A 15,381-nucleotide genomic window follows, 5' to 3' on the forward strand; every position below is an offset into this window, starting at 1 on the left:
GCTGCGGCCCGCGCCCGGTGCACCGGAAAGGGGCCGCGTCGGCCCTTTTTCTTTGCGTTTGATCAAACTCAAGTGGCGGATCGTGGCCGCCGCGCATCATTCCTCGCCATGAAAGTCATCCCGATCACCCCGGTACAGGCCGCGCCAGACGGCCAGGTCCAGGGTCTCTACGCCTCCGAGAGCAAGGTCTATCCCCGGTCCGTGACCGGCACCTTCGCACGCTGGCGCTGGGCCTTCGTGTGGCTGACGCAGATCATCTTCTACGGGCTGCCGTGGCTGCAGTGGGGCGATCGCCAGGCGGTGCTGTTCGACCTCGGCGCCCGCCGCTTCTACATCCTGGGCTACGTCCTCTACCCGCAGGACTTCATCTACCTCACCGGGCTGCTGGTGATCAGCGCCCTGTCGCTGTTCCTGTTCACCGCCGTCGCCGGCCGCCTGTGGTGCGGCTTCGCCTGCCCGCAGACCGTCTACACCGAGATGTTCCTGTGGATCGAGCGCAAGGTGGAGGGCGAGCGCGGCGCCCGCATGAAGCTCGACGCGGCGGGCATGGACCTCGAGAAGCTGGTCAAGAAGTCCTTCAAGCACCTGCTGTGGGGCATGGTCGCCATGTGGACCGGCTTCACCTTCGTCGGCTACTTCACGCCGATCACCGAACTGGGCATGGAATTCCTGCAGACCCGCATGGGCTCGTGGGAAGTGTTCTGGGTCTTCTTCTACGCCTTCGCGACCTACGGCAACGCGGGTTTCATGCGCGAGCAGGTCTGCAAGTACATGTGCCCCTACGCGCGCTTCCAGAGCGCGATGTTCGACCGCGACACGCTGATCGTCAGCTACGACACCGGCCGCGGGGAGCCCCGCGGCTCGCGCGGGCGCAAGGCCGACCCCGTGGCGCTGAACCTCGGCTCGTGCGTCGACTGCACCCTGTGCGTGCAGGTCTGTCCGACCGGCATCGACATCCGCAAGGGCCTGCAGTACGAGTGCATCGGCTGCGGTGCCTGCGTCGACGTGTGCGACGGCGTGATGGACAAGATGAACTATGCGCGCGGGCTGATCCGGTTCTCCACCCAGAACGCGATGGCCTCCGGCGGCGGGCGCGACGCGATCCTGCACCGCATCCTGCGGCCGCGGGTGCTGGTGTACGCGTCGATCCTGCTGGTGCTGACCAGCGCCGTGATGGTGAGCCTGGCCCTGCGCACGCCGCTGAAGGTGGACGTGGTCCGCGACCGCGCGGCGCTCTCGCGCATCGTGGCCGGCGGCATGCTGGAGAACGTGTACCGGCTGCAGATCATGAACGCCAGCGAGGAAAAGCAGCACTACCGCCTCGACGCCACCGGCCTGCCGGGCCTCTCGGTCGCGTCCGACCGGGTGGTCGAGGTCGGCGCCACCGAATCGCGCTGGGTCGCGGTGCGGCTGCAGGTGCCCTACGGCTCCGCCGCCCCCGGCTCGCATCCCATCCACTTCGAGATCGACAACGGCACCGATGCCCGCGTGCGCGAGAAGTCGGTCTTCCTCGTCCCCCGGTGAAAGCCTGAAAGGCGCAACGCATGATGAACGAATCGCAGAGGCAGGACAGCGCCCCGTGGTGGAAGCACGGGCACGTGTGGTTGCTGATTTCCGGTCCGGCCACGGTCGTCGTGGCGGCGCTCGCCACCGCCTGGATCGCGGTGAAGAGCCCCGACCCGGTCGTCGAGGCGGACTACTATCGCCGCGGCATCGAGATCAACCGCACCCTGGCTGCGCGCGACAAGGCCAACCTGCCGGCGCTGCAGGGCCGCAACCACGCCGCGGCCCCGGCGCAACAACCCTGAGGCGCGCGCTGCCAGGGGAGGGAGAAGAACGATGGTCACCCGCATGATGTGGATCGCATGGCCGGCCTTCATGGCCGCCTGCGTGCTGGAACTGATGGTGTTCGCCGTGGTCGATCCCGCGGAACTGCAATGGGCCGGGCACAACCTCCGCCTGTCGCGGCAGGCCGCCTACACCTTCGCGTTCTTCGCGTTCTGGATCGTGTGCAGCGGCGCCTGCGTGCTCACGACGCTGCTGCGCCTGGAACCTGCCGAATTGAACCGCTGCCCGTATCCGCGCGACCAGCGTCCGGCCGCATGCCCGGGGGAGAGCGGTGCGATGCCGCTGTAGCGAGAACGATCTACTCGTTTCGGGACAAGGAGCGGCTGCGGCCGCTTTTTGTTTTGGGTTCGGGCGCTCGGGGACGCGTGGCCTCCGGACCGGACCAGGACGGGTCCCTGTCCGCCTCGGCGACTGTCCTCCGGCGCGGGTGAGAGACTGGCGCGAAGCTGGCGTCGCGCCCGCGCCTCCCCCTTGATGTCGCCGAGTCGGACAGGGACCCGTCCTGGTCCTGCGGCGCGCGGGCGGGAGAGGGCTGTCCCCTGCGAAGTTCGCAGGAGCCGCACTGTTCCGCACCGTGCAGCGCCTGCCGCGACGGACCCTGCACTCCGAAGCGGCCGCGGAGTTCCAGACCTCCTCGCAGCCCCATGCGCTGACTGCCTCGGGTTCAGCGCCGTCCTTGCCGCCCTTTCGAGGACCGCTCTGCAGTAGGCACCGTCCTACCTGCGAATGAGGGCGTCACTGTCGAATCCGCTGACCTTACAAACCGAACATCCCGTTCGAGTTTGAAACACACAGGCTGAAACACTCCGAGCCCGGCGTTCCTTCCCTGAGGGGAACTTTGCCGGAACCCAGGAAGGCCGCAGCCAGTAGCCACGCGCAGTGTGTCTCGGACGTGCAAGCGGGGCGTCGATCAAGTTACGTCTCGCAGCAATGAAGTAACAGCCGGCGTTTGTCCGGCAGCTCAGGGAGGCGTCGTTGAACAAGAAAGTAGTCGGGATCGTCTGCGGGACGCGGCCGGAGATCATCAAGCTGGCACCCGTGTACCACGCGCTTCGCGCGCAGCCGGAACTCACCGTCCAGTGGGTGCACACCGGCCAGCATGGAGACATGGCCGCGGACATGCTGCGCTCCTTCGGCATCGCGCCGGACGTGCAGCTCGAACGCAGCGGTGCGTCGCTCGAGGCCTTCAGCGTCGAATGCCGCGGGCAGCTCGATGCGCTGGTCGCCAGGCAGCGCTGGGACCTGTGCATCGTCCAGGGTGACACGGAAAGCGCCTTCCTCGGCGCGCTGGCGGCCTTCTACCGCCGCGTGCCGGTGGCGCACGTCGAGGCCGGCCTGCGCACCTACAACCTCGAGCGTCCCTTCCCCGAGGAAGGCCTGCGCCAGATGATCAGCCGCGTGGCGTGCATGCACTGGGCGCCCACCGAACGCGCCCGCGAGGCGCTGCTGCGCGAGGGCATCCCGGCCGAGGCGATCCTGCTGACCGGCAACACGGTGGTGGACGCGCAGCAGTGGATCTGCAAGCGCCACGGCATCGTGCGCGACGGCAGGCCGGCCGACGGCCACATCCTGGTGACCGCGCATCGGCGCGAGAACTGGGGCGAGGAAATGGAGCAGACCTTCCACGCCGTCGCCGACCTCGCTCGCCTGCACTCCGACAAGCGCGTGCTGTTCCCGGTCCACCTGAACCCGGTGGTGCAGAAGCCCGCCCACGAGATCCTCCAGGGGCTGGACAACGTGACGCTCACCGCGCCGCTCGACTACCTGGGCATGCAGAAGGCGCTGGTGAATGCGTGCCTGCTGCTCACCGACTCGGGCGGCCTGCAGGAGGAGGCGCCCACCTTCGGCGTGCCGACGCTGGTGCTGCGGCACGAAACCGAGCGGCCCGAGGCGGTCGAGGCGGGCTGCGCGCGCCTCGTCGGCCCGAACCGCGACGCCATCGTACGCGAAGCCTCGCGCCTGCTGGACGACCCGCTGGCCGCCGAGCTGATGCGCAAGGTGGTCAATCCCTTCGGCGACGGGCAGGCCGCCCGCCGCATCGCCCAGGCCGTGATGGCGCGCCTGGTTCCTACGCAAGAAGATGCCGCCGTCGCGGCCTGACCCTGGAGAGTCCTCGATGAAGACCCCCTGCATCCGGCTCGCCCTGCTGGCGGCCGCCTGCCTCGCCGGGGCCGTTCACGCGCAGTCGGCGGTGGCACCGCCGCCGCTGCCGATCGGCTCGCAGATGGCCCGTCCCGAACCGGGCATGAGCGAGCCGGAGCGCAAGCGTGCCGTGCGCGCCCACCACCACAAGATGCACCACCACAAGGACGTGACGCGCGACGACAGCGTGGCCGCTCCCGCCGGCGCGCAGCCCACGAGCGCGGGCGCTGCTGCGGCGGCGACCGGCATGGGCTCGGGCGCCGCGACGTCCGTGCCGGGCGGTGCGGGAACCGGTCCCGGCCGCGAGAAGACCGACAGGGGCGCGAGCTCCTTCTTCTTCGGCAAGGACAAGAACAACAAGACGAAGTGAAGGATCGGACATGAAGCACCTGCGCAAATTCTTCCTGGGCCTGCTGGCCTGCGCCGCCCTCGCCGGCATGCTGGGCCTGGTCGGCGCGCCGGCCGCGCAAGCCCAGACCACCACCACGACCACGCCGCCGCCGCGGGCGCTGGTGCTGTACGACGCGCCCAGCGGCACGCAATGGGACAAGCTGGGTCTCGCCTACGCGATCATGCTGCGCAACCTGCTCGGCCACTTCCAGGCGCAGGTGGACCTGGTGCCGGTGCAGCAGTACACGGCAGGCACCGTCGAGAAGTACAGCGCGACCTTCTACATGGGGTCGGCGTACGACAACCCGCTGCCCGCCACGCTGCTCGCGGACGTGTCCGGCACGACGAAGACGGTGGTCTGGTTCAAGTACAACGTGTGGCAGCTGGCCTGGAACCCCACGTACAGCTTCACCGCCAGGACGGGCCTGGAGTTCGTCGACCTGCTCGGGATGAATGCCCAGCCTTCGTCGGCCAATCCGAACCCCGGCTTCTACGACACCGTCAAGTACAAGGGGCTGGACTTCGTCAAGTACTACCAGTACGACGCCGGCCGCAACGTCATCAACGCGGACCCGGACCTCGGGCACGTGCAGATCGCCGATGCCGCCAAGGCGCAGCAGGTGGTGGGCATCACCAACCCGAAGCTCGCGCGGACCGTGCCCTACATCACGCGCTCGGGCAACTTCTGGTACGTGGCCGACCTGCCCTTCAGCTTCATCGGCCCGCGGGACCGCTACCTGGTCCTGTGCGACGTGCTGCACGACATGCTGGGGAGCCGGCACGAGACCTATCACAAGGCCATGGTGCGGCTCGAGGACGTCGGCGCGCTGGTCTCGGTGCAGTCGATGAAGACCCTGAGCGACTACCTGTCGTCCAAGGCCATTCCCTTCTCCGTCGCCGTGATCCCGCGCTACCGCGACCCGCTCGGTGTCTACAACGGCGGCGTCGCCCAGGAGATTCCGCTGAGCCAGGCGACCAACCTGCGCACCGCCGTCAACTATGCCCGCGGGCGTGGCGCCGAGCTCGTGATGCACGGCTTCAGCCACCAGTACGGCAACATGCGCAACCCGCACACCGGGGTGAGCGGCGACGACTTCGAGTTCTGGAACATCGTGGACAACAAGCCGGTGCAGGAAGACTCCACGGCCTGGGTCCTGGGTCGCCTGAACAACGGCCTGTCCGACATGGGTGCGGTCGGCTGGAAGCCGATTGCCTGGGAGGCGCCGCACTACGAGCAGTCGCCGCTGGCCTCGCGCGCCGCGCCGCAGCTGTTTCCGAAAACCTACCAGCGCGTCGTGTACTTCACGTCCGACCGCCCGGACCTGTTCGCCGCGCAGAACCGGGACTTCGCCGTCGGCCAGATCTTCCCCTACGCGGTGGGCACCGACCACTACGGCCAGTACGTGATCCCGGAGAGCCTGGGCAACATCGAGTACGACATCCACACGATCGATCCGACCTCGAACTTCAACTACACGGCCGACGACATCATCCTCAACGCCAAGTACGTGAAGACGATCCGCGACGGGGCCGCCTCCTTCTTCTTCCACCCCTTCTGGCTGGAGCCGGAGCTGGGCGTGCCGGGCCTGGCCGACTTCCAGAAGACCATCACCGGCATCACCGCGCTGGGCTTCACCTGGGTCGCCCCGAGCCAGCTGCGCGGCCCCGCACCCTGACCCGCCGGACGAAGCAAGCGCCATGCAATCCGTCGTCGAATCCCCCACGCTCCAATCCACCCCCGAGAGGTGCCGCATGAAAATCCACCGTGTCCTGCCCGCCGCCGTGCTGGCGGCCGTGTGCCTGCTCCCCGGATGGGGCGGCGCGCAACCCGCCAACGTACCCCAGGTCTCGCAGCCCACGCTGCGGCCGACCCAGCAGCCGACGCCGGCGAACATCCCGCCGCAGACCTCGGTGTTCCAGCCCGCGGAGAACGCGGGCGTCTGGGTCCCGCGCACGGTCAGCTTCCAGGACCTGGGCTTCACCGAGCCGGTGGTGCTCGGTTATCCGGACACGATCAAGGAGATCTATCTGCCGGTGCCGCCCGGCGTGAACCTCTCGGGCGCGGTGCTGCAGCTCGATGCGAGCTACGTGCGCGCCGACGGCGGCCGCACCACGCTGGTCTACGCCATCGACGGCGCGCCGGTGGTGGCCAACGGCTTCACGGCCGACCGCGGTGATGCCAGCGCGCAGATCCCGGTGGACGGCAAGCCGCGGCCCAGCGGCTTCGTGCGCCTGAACGTCGACTGGCGCACGGCCGTCGCGCGGGAGAACACCTGCGCCGACGCGCGCACCCCCGGCAACATCCTGCGCATCGAGCCGACCAGCCGCTTCGTGTTCCGCTACGACGGCTCCGGCATCCGCGACCTGACCACCGCGTGGGGCGCGCTGCCCAGCCGGCCGACGATCCTGATCCAGTCCAACAAGATCGCCCCCGAGATCTACGACGCCGCCTGGCGCGTCGGCGTGGCGCTGGAGCGCGCCGGCAAGCGCCCGTACTTCAAGACGGCCGACGGCAGCGCCTCGACCCAGGCCATGGGCGCGGCGCCGGCGCAGCCCGGCGCGGCGCCGAGCGGCCCCGGCGAGCCGGACATCATCATCGGCGGCGCCGGTGGCCAGCAGGTCGGCTCCAAGCAGATCACGTTGTCGAACCAGAACGGCCGCCCGGTGATCCTGGTCGCGCCCGATGCCGGCGCGCAGGCCGCGGCGTTGTTCACGCAGATCTGGCAGCAGGCCGCCGCCGGCACCAACCTGACGGTGACCGCGGTCGACACGCCGAAGAACAACGACTCCAACGCGGTGTCGCTGCAGTACCTGGGCGCCAAGCCGGCGAGCTTCGACGTGCTGGCGCATGCCGACTGGAACGCCACCTTCGACATCGGCGCCGTGGCCGCCGATGGCAAGGGCCCCGGCACGCTGGTGATCGACGTGGCGGCCTCGCCGAGTGCCGCGCGCACGCCGCCGGTGGTCTCGGTGTTCATGAACGACGTGCTGCTGGGCGCCAAGGAGATGGAGGCCAACGGCAAGCGCGAGCGCATCGTCGCGCCGGTGCCGCGCTACGCGCTGCAGACCCGCAACGTGATCCGCGTGTCCTTCGTGCGGCAACTCGCCTCCGACCGATGCCGCGAGACGCCCGAGCCCTATCCGGTCTCCGTGCTGCCTTCCAGCCACATGCTGCTGGACACGATCGCGCCGGCGAGCGACTTCACCGGCCTGATGGCGAAGTTCGCCTCCGGCGGCACGCTGCTGGTTCCGCAAGGGCACCTGAACGACGCCACCGGCACGCTGCCGCGCGTGATCCGCATGGCCGCCAGCACCGGGCTGTCGCCTTCGAAGGCGAAGTTCCAGCCGGTCGCCGACGGTTCGCATCCGAAGGTCGATGGTCCCTACCTCGCCGTGGACGTGCTGCCCGACGGCGTCGCCGAAGGCGTGAAGCCCGAGAACGACCGCCTGTTCCTGGCGGGCAGCAAGGACCAACCGCTGCTCGACGTGCGCGGCCTGAACCGCGTCGGCATCCTGGAGGTCAACGGCAAGGGCGACGACATCGGCGCGGTGTACCGCACGATGGGCCAGCAGGCGCCGAGCATGGAAAAGCCGATCCAGCTTTCCAGCGGCAACCTGGCCATCATGGGCAACAACGGCCTGCGCACCGAAGTCAACACCCGCGATCCCTCGGGGCAGGGCGTCATGAAGGAAGCGGCGCCGGGCCTGTTCGAGCGCGGCTACTGGTGGCTGCTGCCGATCATCCTGGTGGCGCTGTTCGTCGGCCTGCTGGTCTTCGCGAGCCGCATGCGCCGCCGCAAGGCGATGGCGGGTGACCGCTGAGCGTTGAAGCGACCGCGCGGCCCCGGGGCCGCGTGGTCGCGCCGACAAGCAAACCAACAGCCGAAGCAAGCAGGCGAGGAAGGAAAGCAGTATGAATTGGGACTTGTTGATTGCCGACTACAACTCCGCGCTGGAGGTGCTCGCGGCGATCCTCGCGCTGGTCATCTTCGTGTCCTCGCTGGACGACCTGTTCATCGATTGCTGGTACTGGGCGCGGCGCCTGTTCCGCCGGGCCCGGGTGGAGCGCAGTCCGCAGTACCGGCGCCTGAGCGTCGAACAGCTGCGGGACCGCGCGGAGCAGCCGATGGCCATCATGGTCCCGGCCTGGCAGGAAAGCGACGTGATCGCCGCCATGGTGCAGAACATGGTGGAAGTGATGGAGTACCGCAACTACCGCGTCTTCGTCGGCACCTATCCGAACGACCAGGCGACCATCGACGAAGTCGAGCGCATGGCCAGGCGCTATCCGCAGGTGCAGCGCGTCGAGGTGCCGCACCCCGGGCCGACCAGCAAGGCCGACTGCCTGAACGCCGTGGTGGCCGCGATCTTCGACCACGAGCGCGAAGCGAACCTGGAGTTCGCCGGCGTCGTGCTGCACGACAGCGAGGACGTGCTCCATCCGCTCGAACTGAAGTTCTTCAACTATCTGCTGCCGCGCAAGGACATGATCCAGCTGCCGGTGGCATCGCTGGAGCGCGAGTGGTACGAGCTGGTGGCCGGCACCTACATGGACGAATTCGCCGAGAGCCACGCCAAGGAAATGGTGGTGCGCGAGAGCGTCTCCGGCATGGTGCCTTCGGCGGGCGTCGGCACCTGCTTCTCGCGCAAGGCGCTGCTCGGCCTGATCGGCGCGACGCGCAACAAGCCCTTCAACGTCGACAGCCTGACCGAGGACTACGACGTGGGCATGCGCCTGTCGCAGATGGGGATGCAGTCGATCTTCGGCGTGTTCCCGGTCACCTTCCACATCAACCGCACCGCCTGGGGCAGCAACAAGCGGCGCGAGCTGCTGATGCAGATGCCGCTGTGCGTGCGCGAGTACTTCCCGGACAACTTCCGCGCCGCCTACCGGCAGAAGGCACGCTGGGTGCTGGGGATCGGCCTGCAGAGCTGGGAGCAGATCAAGTGGCGGGGCCGCACGACGGCGGCGCGCTACCTGCTGCTGCACGACCGCAAGGGCGTGCTCACCTCCTTCGTGAGCATCCTCGCGTACATCCTCGTCGCCCACTTCATCATCTTCCACGTCGGACTCGCCACCGGGTGGTGGCATGCCTACTACCCTTCGCTGTTCCAGGAAGGGAGCATCTGGCGCAAGATGATCTACGTCAACGCGTTCTTCCTTGCGATCCGCGCGGCGCACCGGGTGTACTTCACCTCGGCGCTGTACGGGTGGGAACACGGGTTGATGGCGCTGCCGCGCATGGTGGTCGGCAACTTCGTCAACTGCATGGCGGTGGCGCGCGCCTGGAAGATGTACCTGTCCTACCTGTTCAAGGGCACGCGCCTCGCGTGGGACAAGACGGCGCACGAATTCCCCAGCAGCGCGCAACTGGCGCGCCGCCGCCAGCGCCTGGGCGAGCTGCTCACCTCCTGGAACGCGGTGGAGCAGGGTGCGCTGGAACGTGCGCTGGAAAAGCAGGCCGGCGCCGACGTGCCGCTCGGTCGCGTGCTGGTCTCCAACGGCTGGCTCGATGAGGAAACGCTGGCCGAGGCCATCGCCTACCAGGCCGACCTGCCGCGCGCCCACCTCACCGCGGACCTGGTGCGCAAGCACGCGGTGGACCTGCCCATCGAGCTGGCGATCCGCCACCGCGCCATCCACATGGGGCGCAACAAGAACAACCGCGCCGTCCTCGCCGTGGCGAGCCCGCTGTCGGAGCAGTCGCTGGCGGACATCACGCAGGCGATCGGCGAAGAGCCCGTGCAACGCATCGCCCGCGAAGGCGAAGTCGCGGTGGCGCTGCGCCTGCTGCGCGAAGGAGGGCACGCAGGCAAGGCGCCGGCGATCCCGCACGGCCCCTTGCTGGGCGACCTGCTGATCGAGCGCGGCGTGCTGCGCCGCGAGGAGTTCGAAGCTGCGATGCGCGACTACAAACCCGACCAGCATGGCCGCATCGGCGACTACCTGGTGGAACGCCGCGTGATCCAGCGCGAGATGCTGGAGACGGTGGCCCAGGAACAAAGGAGCTTCTTTGCCCGCGCGGCGGCGCAACCGGAACAGCACCGGGGATTCTTCGGCAAGCCTTCCATGCAACCCACCTGAGTCGCACCTTCATGGCACAACAACAACGAAACGCGCTGGCCCTGGCCGCCGTGCTGGCCCTCGCTTCCTTCTCCGCGGCGGGGCAACCGGCTGCGGCGGGCGCCGCCGCGCGCGGCAGCCAGGCCGCCCATGCGGCCGCCGACGCCGGCTACAAGGCCTACGCGCGGCGCGACTACCCGGGCGCCGCGGAGCTCGCGCGCCGCGCCACGCAACTCGCGCCCGACCGGCGCGACTACTGGCTGCTCCTGGGCGAGTCGCTGCTGGCCAGCGGCGATGCCGCGGGGGCGGAGCAGGCGCTCGCCCGTGCCGGCCAGGTGGCGGGCGACGACGCGGCGCTGGGCCGCGCCCGCGCGGACCTCGCGCGCACGCGGGCGCAGGCGGCCGGTGCGGCGATGTACCAGGCGCTGCAGGCCGGCGACGTGAAGGGCGCGATCGCGCAGGGCACCGATGCCGTGCGCTGGGCGCCCGAGAACGCGGGCTACCGGCTGGTGCTGGTGCACGCGCTGCTGCGCGATCGCCGCTTCGCCGATGCCGAGCGCGTGAGCAGCGAGACGATCGCACTGCTGCCGGACAGCGCCGCGCCGCTGGCGCTGCGTGCCTACGCGCGCCAGGGCCTGAACCGGCCCGCCGAAGCCGGCGCCGACCTGGATAGGGCGTTGCAGCAGCGCGGGCTGGACGCCGCGACGCAGCGCCAGTTGCGCCTGGTCGCGGCCGACCTCGCGCTCGCGCAGGGCAACGGCGAACGCGCCTTGCAGGTGCTCGCCGCCTTGCCGGCCACCGATGCCGACGCGGATCCGCGGCGCGAGTTCGCGCGCCAGCGCATCGCCAGGCCGGCCGGCGGCGCGGCCTATGCTCTCAATGCGCCCGCCATCGACTGCAGCAAGGCCGATGCTTCGCAGGCGTGCACGCTGCAGGCTGCCGCGGCGCCGCCCTCGCCGGGCTTCGCCAACGCCACTGCGGCCTACCGTGCGCTGGAACAGAAGGACGTCCAGCGCGCACTGGAGCAGGCGCGGCTCGCCACGGCCGCTTCGCCGGCGCAGCGCGACTGGCAGTTGATGCACATGAACGCGGCCCTGGCGGCCGATGCCTGGGCCGAGGCCGAGCGCGCCGCCACCGCGGCACTGGACCTGCGGCCCGATGCGCAGACGCTGGCGCAGCGCTCCATCATCCGCCGCAAGGTGGGCAACGTCGCCGGCGCCAACGCGGATGCCGAGGCCGCGCTGCAGGCCGGGCAACTGCCGGCGCAGACGGAGGCCGGCCTGCTGGCCGACATGGGCCGCACGCGCGAGGCCCGCGAACGGCTCGCCGCCGTGCCGGCCGGCGAAGTCACGCCGCAGAACCGGCTCGACCTGGCGTACTTGTCCACCCGCATCGGCGACAGCGAAGCGGCCCGCCAGGCCTTCGCGCAGGCCGACGCCGGCGGTGCCCTGCCGCCCGGCTCCCTGCTCGATGCCGGCTATGCCGCGATGAAGAGCCGGCACGACGAGGAAGCGGTGGGCTATTTCAGGCGCGCGATCGACGCGGCCAACGGGCTGCAACTGCGGATGGAGCCGCAGATGCTGTACGACACGCGGCGCACGGTGGCGGACCTCACGCGCAAGTGGGGCGTGCTCGCCTCGATCACGATGCGCAACGGCGGCGGCGTGCAACCGGGCTTCGGCGTCACCGGCGGCACCGGCGCTCGGCGCACCACGCAGGCCGGCGTGGAGGGCTACTACCGCCCCTGGGGCTGGCGCAACGGGGAGTTCGTCGAGCTGTTCGCGCGCGGCTTCATGACCCTGGACGACCGCGGCGGCGGCTCCACCGGCGGCGACAGCTTCCAGGGCGGCGTGGGGGTGCGGTGGAAGCCGCTGACCACGCAGAACCTGATGCTGTCCCTGAGCCGCACCTTCGGCCCCAACGTCAACGACGACTGGCTGGCGCAGATCGGCTACTCCTACGACGTCGGCAACGACCTGCGGGTGGACCGCCGCGACTGGACCACCATGCGCTTCTACGGCGAGCTGGGTCGCTACCTGGAGAACGACATCAACTACGGCATCGCCTCGCTGATGGTGGGCCGCAGCTACCTGGTGGGCGGCGACGGCCGCACGGTGCTGTTCCCGCACCTGTTCGCCGGCGTCGAGTACGACTCGAGCCTGGCGACGGACAAGACGGCGTCCGGCGTCGGCCCGGGCGTGAGCCTGCGCCGCTGGTTCCGCGAGGACGCGTACACGGCCCCGCGTTCCTACTGGGACGTGACGATGCAGTACCGCTTCAAGATCGGCGGCGACGACCGCATGAAGGGCCTGTACATCAACGGCCTCCTGAACTACTGAAGACGATGCGCGCCCTGTTCTGCGGCCTGGTGGCGGCCGTCGCATTGCTGGTGGCCGGCTGCGCCTCGAAGGCGGTTCCGCCGATCGAGGGCGTGGTCTGGCAGATCGACAACGAGCACACCGAGCCGCGCGGCGACTGGGAGCGCCTGGGCGTGCGGCGCCTGCTGGTGCAGTGGACGGTGGTCGACAACCTGGCCTTCGTCCCGGGCACCGAGCTGCCGGCGGGCAGGAGCATGCCGGACTGGTCGCGCATCGCCGGCCAGCCCTGGGCGCACGAGGTGATCCTCGGGCTGGCGGGCCGCTTCGACGAACGCAACGCGCGCGCGAGCCTCGAGGAACTCGCGCAGTTGTCGGCGCGCATCGCGAAGAGCCCGCCGCCGGTCAACGTCGCGGGCTGGTACTTCCCGGTGGAGATCGATCCCACCTGGATGGAAGCCTTCCGCCTGAAGGCGCTGCTGGCGCAGCTGCCGCGGCCCTTGTGGATCAGCGTCTACGACAGCGCCAACGTGGGCCCCGAGGAACTCGCGCAAAGCCTGGTGGAGTGGCTGCCGCCGGACGTGGGCGTGTTCTTCCAGGACGGCGTGGGGGTGCATGCGCGCGAGGCGTACGTGGCGCGCCACTACGCCAACGTGCTGGTCCGGCGCCTGGGCCGCGAGCGCGTGCGGCTGATCGCCGAGGCCTTCCGGCCGAATCCGGGCGGCGGCTTCCGGCCGGCGACGCTCGACGAACTGCGGCCGCAACTCGCCACCTACGAGGGCTTCCCGATCTATCTGTTCGAGGGGCCGCGCTACGTTGGAACCAGCCTCGTGCAGGGACTGGCCGCGGGCCAGCAACCGAGGTAGCCGTCGGTCCTATGAGGCAAGCGCCGGGCCTCCCATACCGTGTGCTGCAGAGCTTCGTACAGTGCGCAAGCCCATGAAGAATCTGCTGGCGCACGCGCGCCAACTCGCTGCGCCGGTCCTCCTTGCCTTGGCCTGGCCCGTGCTCGCGCAATCGCCCGGGGCGCCCTCCGGGGAGGCGGCCATGCCGTGGCAGGCGCTGCGTGCCGAAACGCAGGAGCTGATGCGCGCCGACGCGGCCCTGCAGCGGCTCGAAGGCGAACTCGCGCAGCTGCGGCAGGCGGCCGGCAGCACGCGGGCGGAGCTGGGCACCTTGCGCCAGCGCATCGGCCAGGCGCAGCCCTGGTACCGCTCGGCGCGCCTGGAGCAGGCCCTGGCGCTGCTCGCATTGGCCACGGCGGGGGCGCTGGCGCTGCTCGCGTGGCGCACGCGGCGTTTCGACGCAGCCCTCCGGCGGGACGAGCCGAGCGCGCCCGAGGCGCTGGAGCGGCAACGCGCGGACACCGCTTCTTCTGCGCAGGAAGTACCTGTGCGGCCTGCGATCGCGCCGCCGGCGGTGCAGCCGCTCGTGGCCGATCTCGCGCCGGTGGCTGCCCTGCCGCCCCGGCCCGGGGCGAGCGCGCCGGCCGGCGGGCCGCTGCGGGTCGAAACGCTCGCGGCCATCCTCGACGAAGCCGAATTCCTCGCCTCCCTGGGCCTGCACGCGAAAGCGTCGGACGTGCTCGAAAGCTACCTCGCAGGCAGCGCCACCCCCGCGCCCGTCGCCTTCATCGAACTGATGCGCGTGTGCACGCTGGCCGAGGAGGCGCGGGCGCTGCAGGCCGTGCGGCGCCGCTACGCCGAGGTGCACGGCGTGCCGGCGCCGACGCTGGAGCAGGTGGGTGCACAGGGGGGACTGGAGCAGCATCGCGCGCTCGCCGGCCGCGTGACGCAGGCGTGGGGCACCGCCGGCGTCCTGCCGCTGATCGAGGAAGCCCTGTTCGGCGCGCCCGGTCGCGACACGGTGCTGGGCGTCGAGGCTGCGCGCGAGCTGATCTGCCTGCACGCGATCGCGCAGTCGCTGGCCGCGGACGGCGCGGCCGGGCTCGCCGTCGCACAGGAGCCGCCGCTGGCCCCCTGGGCCCACGCGGAACACCTCGCCGAGGCGCAGGCGTTCGTGCATGCGATGGGCGACGACTTCGGCGGCCATCCCTTCGCGCTCGACCTCGACCTGTCGGTCGCGCCCCAGCCCCTGCCCGAGAAGGCGCCCGAGCCCGACGCGCAGGAGCTCGCCGCGCTGCTGCTGGCGGGCAGAGAAGCCGCGCGCCAGGCCGCAGAGCGGGCAGCGCGCGAGGCCGAAGAGGCCTTCAATGCGGCCGTCGCGTCGGAGCGCGCCCCGTTCCCACGGCGCTGACCCCCGCGGCCTTTGGTCCGCCGGGAGTGGATCCAGCCCAAGGCTCGCCGCGGAGCAGAAGTTGCAGCGACCGTGGGCTTGATTTTCTCCCTCTCCCGCTTGCGGGAGAGGGTTGGGGTGAGGGTGCCTTCGGACTCCCTCCCCCGTCATTCCCGGGCAGGCGGGAATCCAGAGAGCGCGAAGCGCCGTGCGCCGAACTGCAAAAGAGGGCGCTGATCGCGCCCTCTCTGGATCCCCGCCTACGCGCACTGCTGTCCGGAATAGATCCGGGCCAGTGCGCCAAGTCGTTCCGGCACAACGGAAAAGCTGATTGAGCGGGGGGAGAGATTCAAACACTGTATGACCCGTTGGCCGCAAAGCCGCGGC

Annotated in this window: 11 protein-coding genes; all 11 read left to right on the plus strand. The window is 70.2% G+C overall.

Features of this window, described 5'->3' with window-relative positions:
* Positions 1 to 108 precede the first annotated feature (108 nt).
* The 11 genes from ccoG to JI746_RS13040 all read left to right on the plus strand — a co-directional run bounded on the left by ccoG (position 109) and on the right by JI746_RS13040 (position 15,015).
* Positions 109 to 1,524 carry a cytochrome c oxidase accessory protein CcoG gene (gene ccoG, locus JI746_RS12990; protein WP_201689986.1) on the plus strand — a complete coding sequence of 472 codons (1,416 nt, stop codon included), beginning with the start codon at positions 109 to 111 and terminating at the stop codon, positions 1,522 to 1,524.
* Between the two features lie 20 nt (positions 1,525 to 1,544).
* Positions 1,545 to 1,808 carry a FixH family protein gene (locus JI746_RS12995; protein WP_236599784.1) on the plus strand — a complete coding sequence of 88 codons (264 nt, stop codon included), beginning with the start codon at positions 1,545 to 1,547 and terminating at the stop codon, positions 1,806 to 1,808.
* Positions 1,809 to 1,839: 31 nt separating this feature from the next.
* Positions 1,840 to 2,136: a hypothetical protein gene (locus JI746_RS13000; RefSeq protein WP_201689988.1), complete on the plus strand. Its 297-nt coding sequence runs from the start codon at positions 1,840 to 1,842 to the stop codon at positions 2,134 to 2,136.
* Between the two features lie 687 nt (positions 2,137 to 2,823).
* Positions 2,824 to 3,948: a non-hydrolyzing UDP-N-acetylglucosamine 2-epimerase gene (wecB, locus tag JI746_RS13005; RefSeq protein ID WP_201689989.1), complete on the plus strand. Its 1,125-nt coding sequence runs from the start codon at positions 2,824 to 2,826 to the stop codon at positions 3,946 to 3,948.
* Between the two features lie 16 nt (positions 3,949 to 3,964).
* Positions 3,965 to 4,360 (plus strand): hypothetical protein, encoded by a 396-nt coding sequence (locus JI746_RS13010; RefSeq protein ID WP_201689990.1) that lies wholly within the window; start codon positions 3,965 to 3,967, stop codon positions 4,358 to 4,360.
* 67 nt (positions 4,361 to 4,427) lie between these two features.
* On the plus strand, positions 4,428 to 6,056 hold the full coding sequence (locus JI746_RS13015; RefSeq protein WP_408004098.1) for a DUF2334 domain-containing protein: 1,629 nt from the start codon (positions 4,428 to 4,430) through the stop codon (positions 6,054 to 6,056).
* Positions 6,057 to 6,132: 76 nt separating this feature from the next.
* Positions 6,133 to 8,202, plus strand: a complete 2,070-nt coding sequence (locus JI746_RS13020) for a hypothetical protein (protein ID WP_201689992.1) — start codon at positions 6,133 to 6,135, stop codon at positions 8,200 to 8,202.
* A 91-nt stretch (positions 8,203 to 8,293) separates the two neighbouring features.
* Positions 8,294 to 10,465 carry a glycosyl transferase family protein gene (locus JI746_RS13025; RefSeq protein ID WP_201689993.1) on the plus strand — a complete coding sequence of 724 codons (2,172 nt, stop codon included), beginning with the start codon at positions 8,294 to 8,296 and terminating at the stop codon, positions 10,463 to 10,465.
* Positions 10,466 to 10,476: 11 nt separating this feature from the next.
* Positions 10,477 to 12,783, plus strand: coding sequence for an NfrA family protein (locus tag JI746_RS13030; protein WP_201689994.1), 2,307 nt, complete (start codon positions 10,477 to 10,479; stop codon positions 12,781 to 12,783).
* Between the two features lie 5 nt (positions 12,784 to 12,788).
* Positions 12,789 to 13,625 carry an alpha-amylase family protein gene (locus JI746_RS13035; RefSeq protein ID WP_201689996.1) on the plus strand — a complete coding sequence of 279 codons (837 nt, stop codon included), beginning with the start codon at positions 12,789 to 12,791 and terminating at the stop codon, positions 13,623 to 13,625.
* Between the two features lie 73 nt (positions 13,626 to 13,698).
* On the plus strand, positions 13,699 to 15,015 hold the full coding sequence (locus tag JI746_RS13040) for a hypothetical protein (protein ID WP_201689998.1): 1,317 nt from the start codon (positions 13,699 to 13,701) through the stop codon (positions 15,013 to 15,015).
* Positions 15,016 to 15,381 lie beyond the last annotated feature (366 nt).

Origin of the sequence: Ramlibacter alkalitolerans (genome assembly GCF_016722765.1) — a bacterium.
Lineage (GTDB): Bacteria > Pseudomonadota > Gammaproteobacteria > Burkholderiales > Burkholderiaceae_C > Ramlibacter > Ramlibacter alkalitolerans.

Bases quoted from the DNA above. Each gene is read 5' to 3' on its own strand.
- JI746_RS13010 (WP_201689990.1), top strand. From the start codon at position 3,965: ATGAAGACCCCCTGCATCCGGCTCGCCCTGCTGGCGGCCGCCTGCCTC.
- JI746_RS13040 (WP_201689998.1), top strand. From the start codon at position 13,699: ATGAAGAATCTGCTGGCGCACGCGCGCCAACTCGCTGCGCCGGTCCTC.
- JI746_RS13035 (WP_201689996.1), top strand. From the start codon at position 12,789: ATGCGCGCCCTGTTCTGCGGCCTGGTGGCGGCCGTCGCATTGCTGGTG.
- JI746_RS13015 (WP_408004098.1), top strand. From the start codon at position 4,428: ATGCTGGGCCTGGTCGGCGCGCCGGCCGCGCAAGCCCAGACCACCACC.
- JI746_RS13020 (WP_201689992.1), top strand. From the start codon at position 6,133: ATGAAAATCCACCGTGTCCTGCCCGCCGCCGTGCTGGCGGCCGTGTGC.
- ccoG (WP_201689986.1), top strand. From the start codon at position 109: ATGAAAGTCATCCCGATCACCCCGGTACAGGCCGCGCCAGACGGCCAG.
- JI746_RS13025 (WP_201689993.1), top strand. From the start codon at position 8,294: ATGAATTGGGACTTGTTGATTGCCGACTACAACTCCGCGCTGGAGGTG.
- JI746_RS13030 (WP_201689994.1), top strand. From the start codon at position 10,477: ATGGCACAACAACAACGAAACGCGCTGGCCCTGGCCGCCGTGCTGGCC.
- JI746_RS12995 (WP_236599784.1), top strand. From the start codon at position 1,545: ATGATGAACGAATCGCAGAGGCAGGACAGCGCCCCGTGGTGGAAGCAC.
- JI746_RS13000 (WP_201689988.1), top strand. From the start codon at position 1,840: ATGGTCACCCGCATGATGTGGATCGCATGGCCGGCCTTCATGGCCGCC.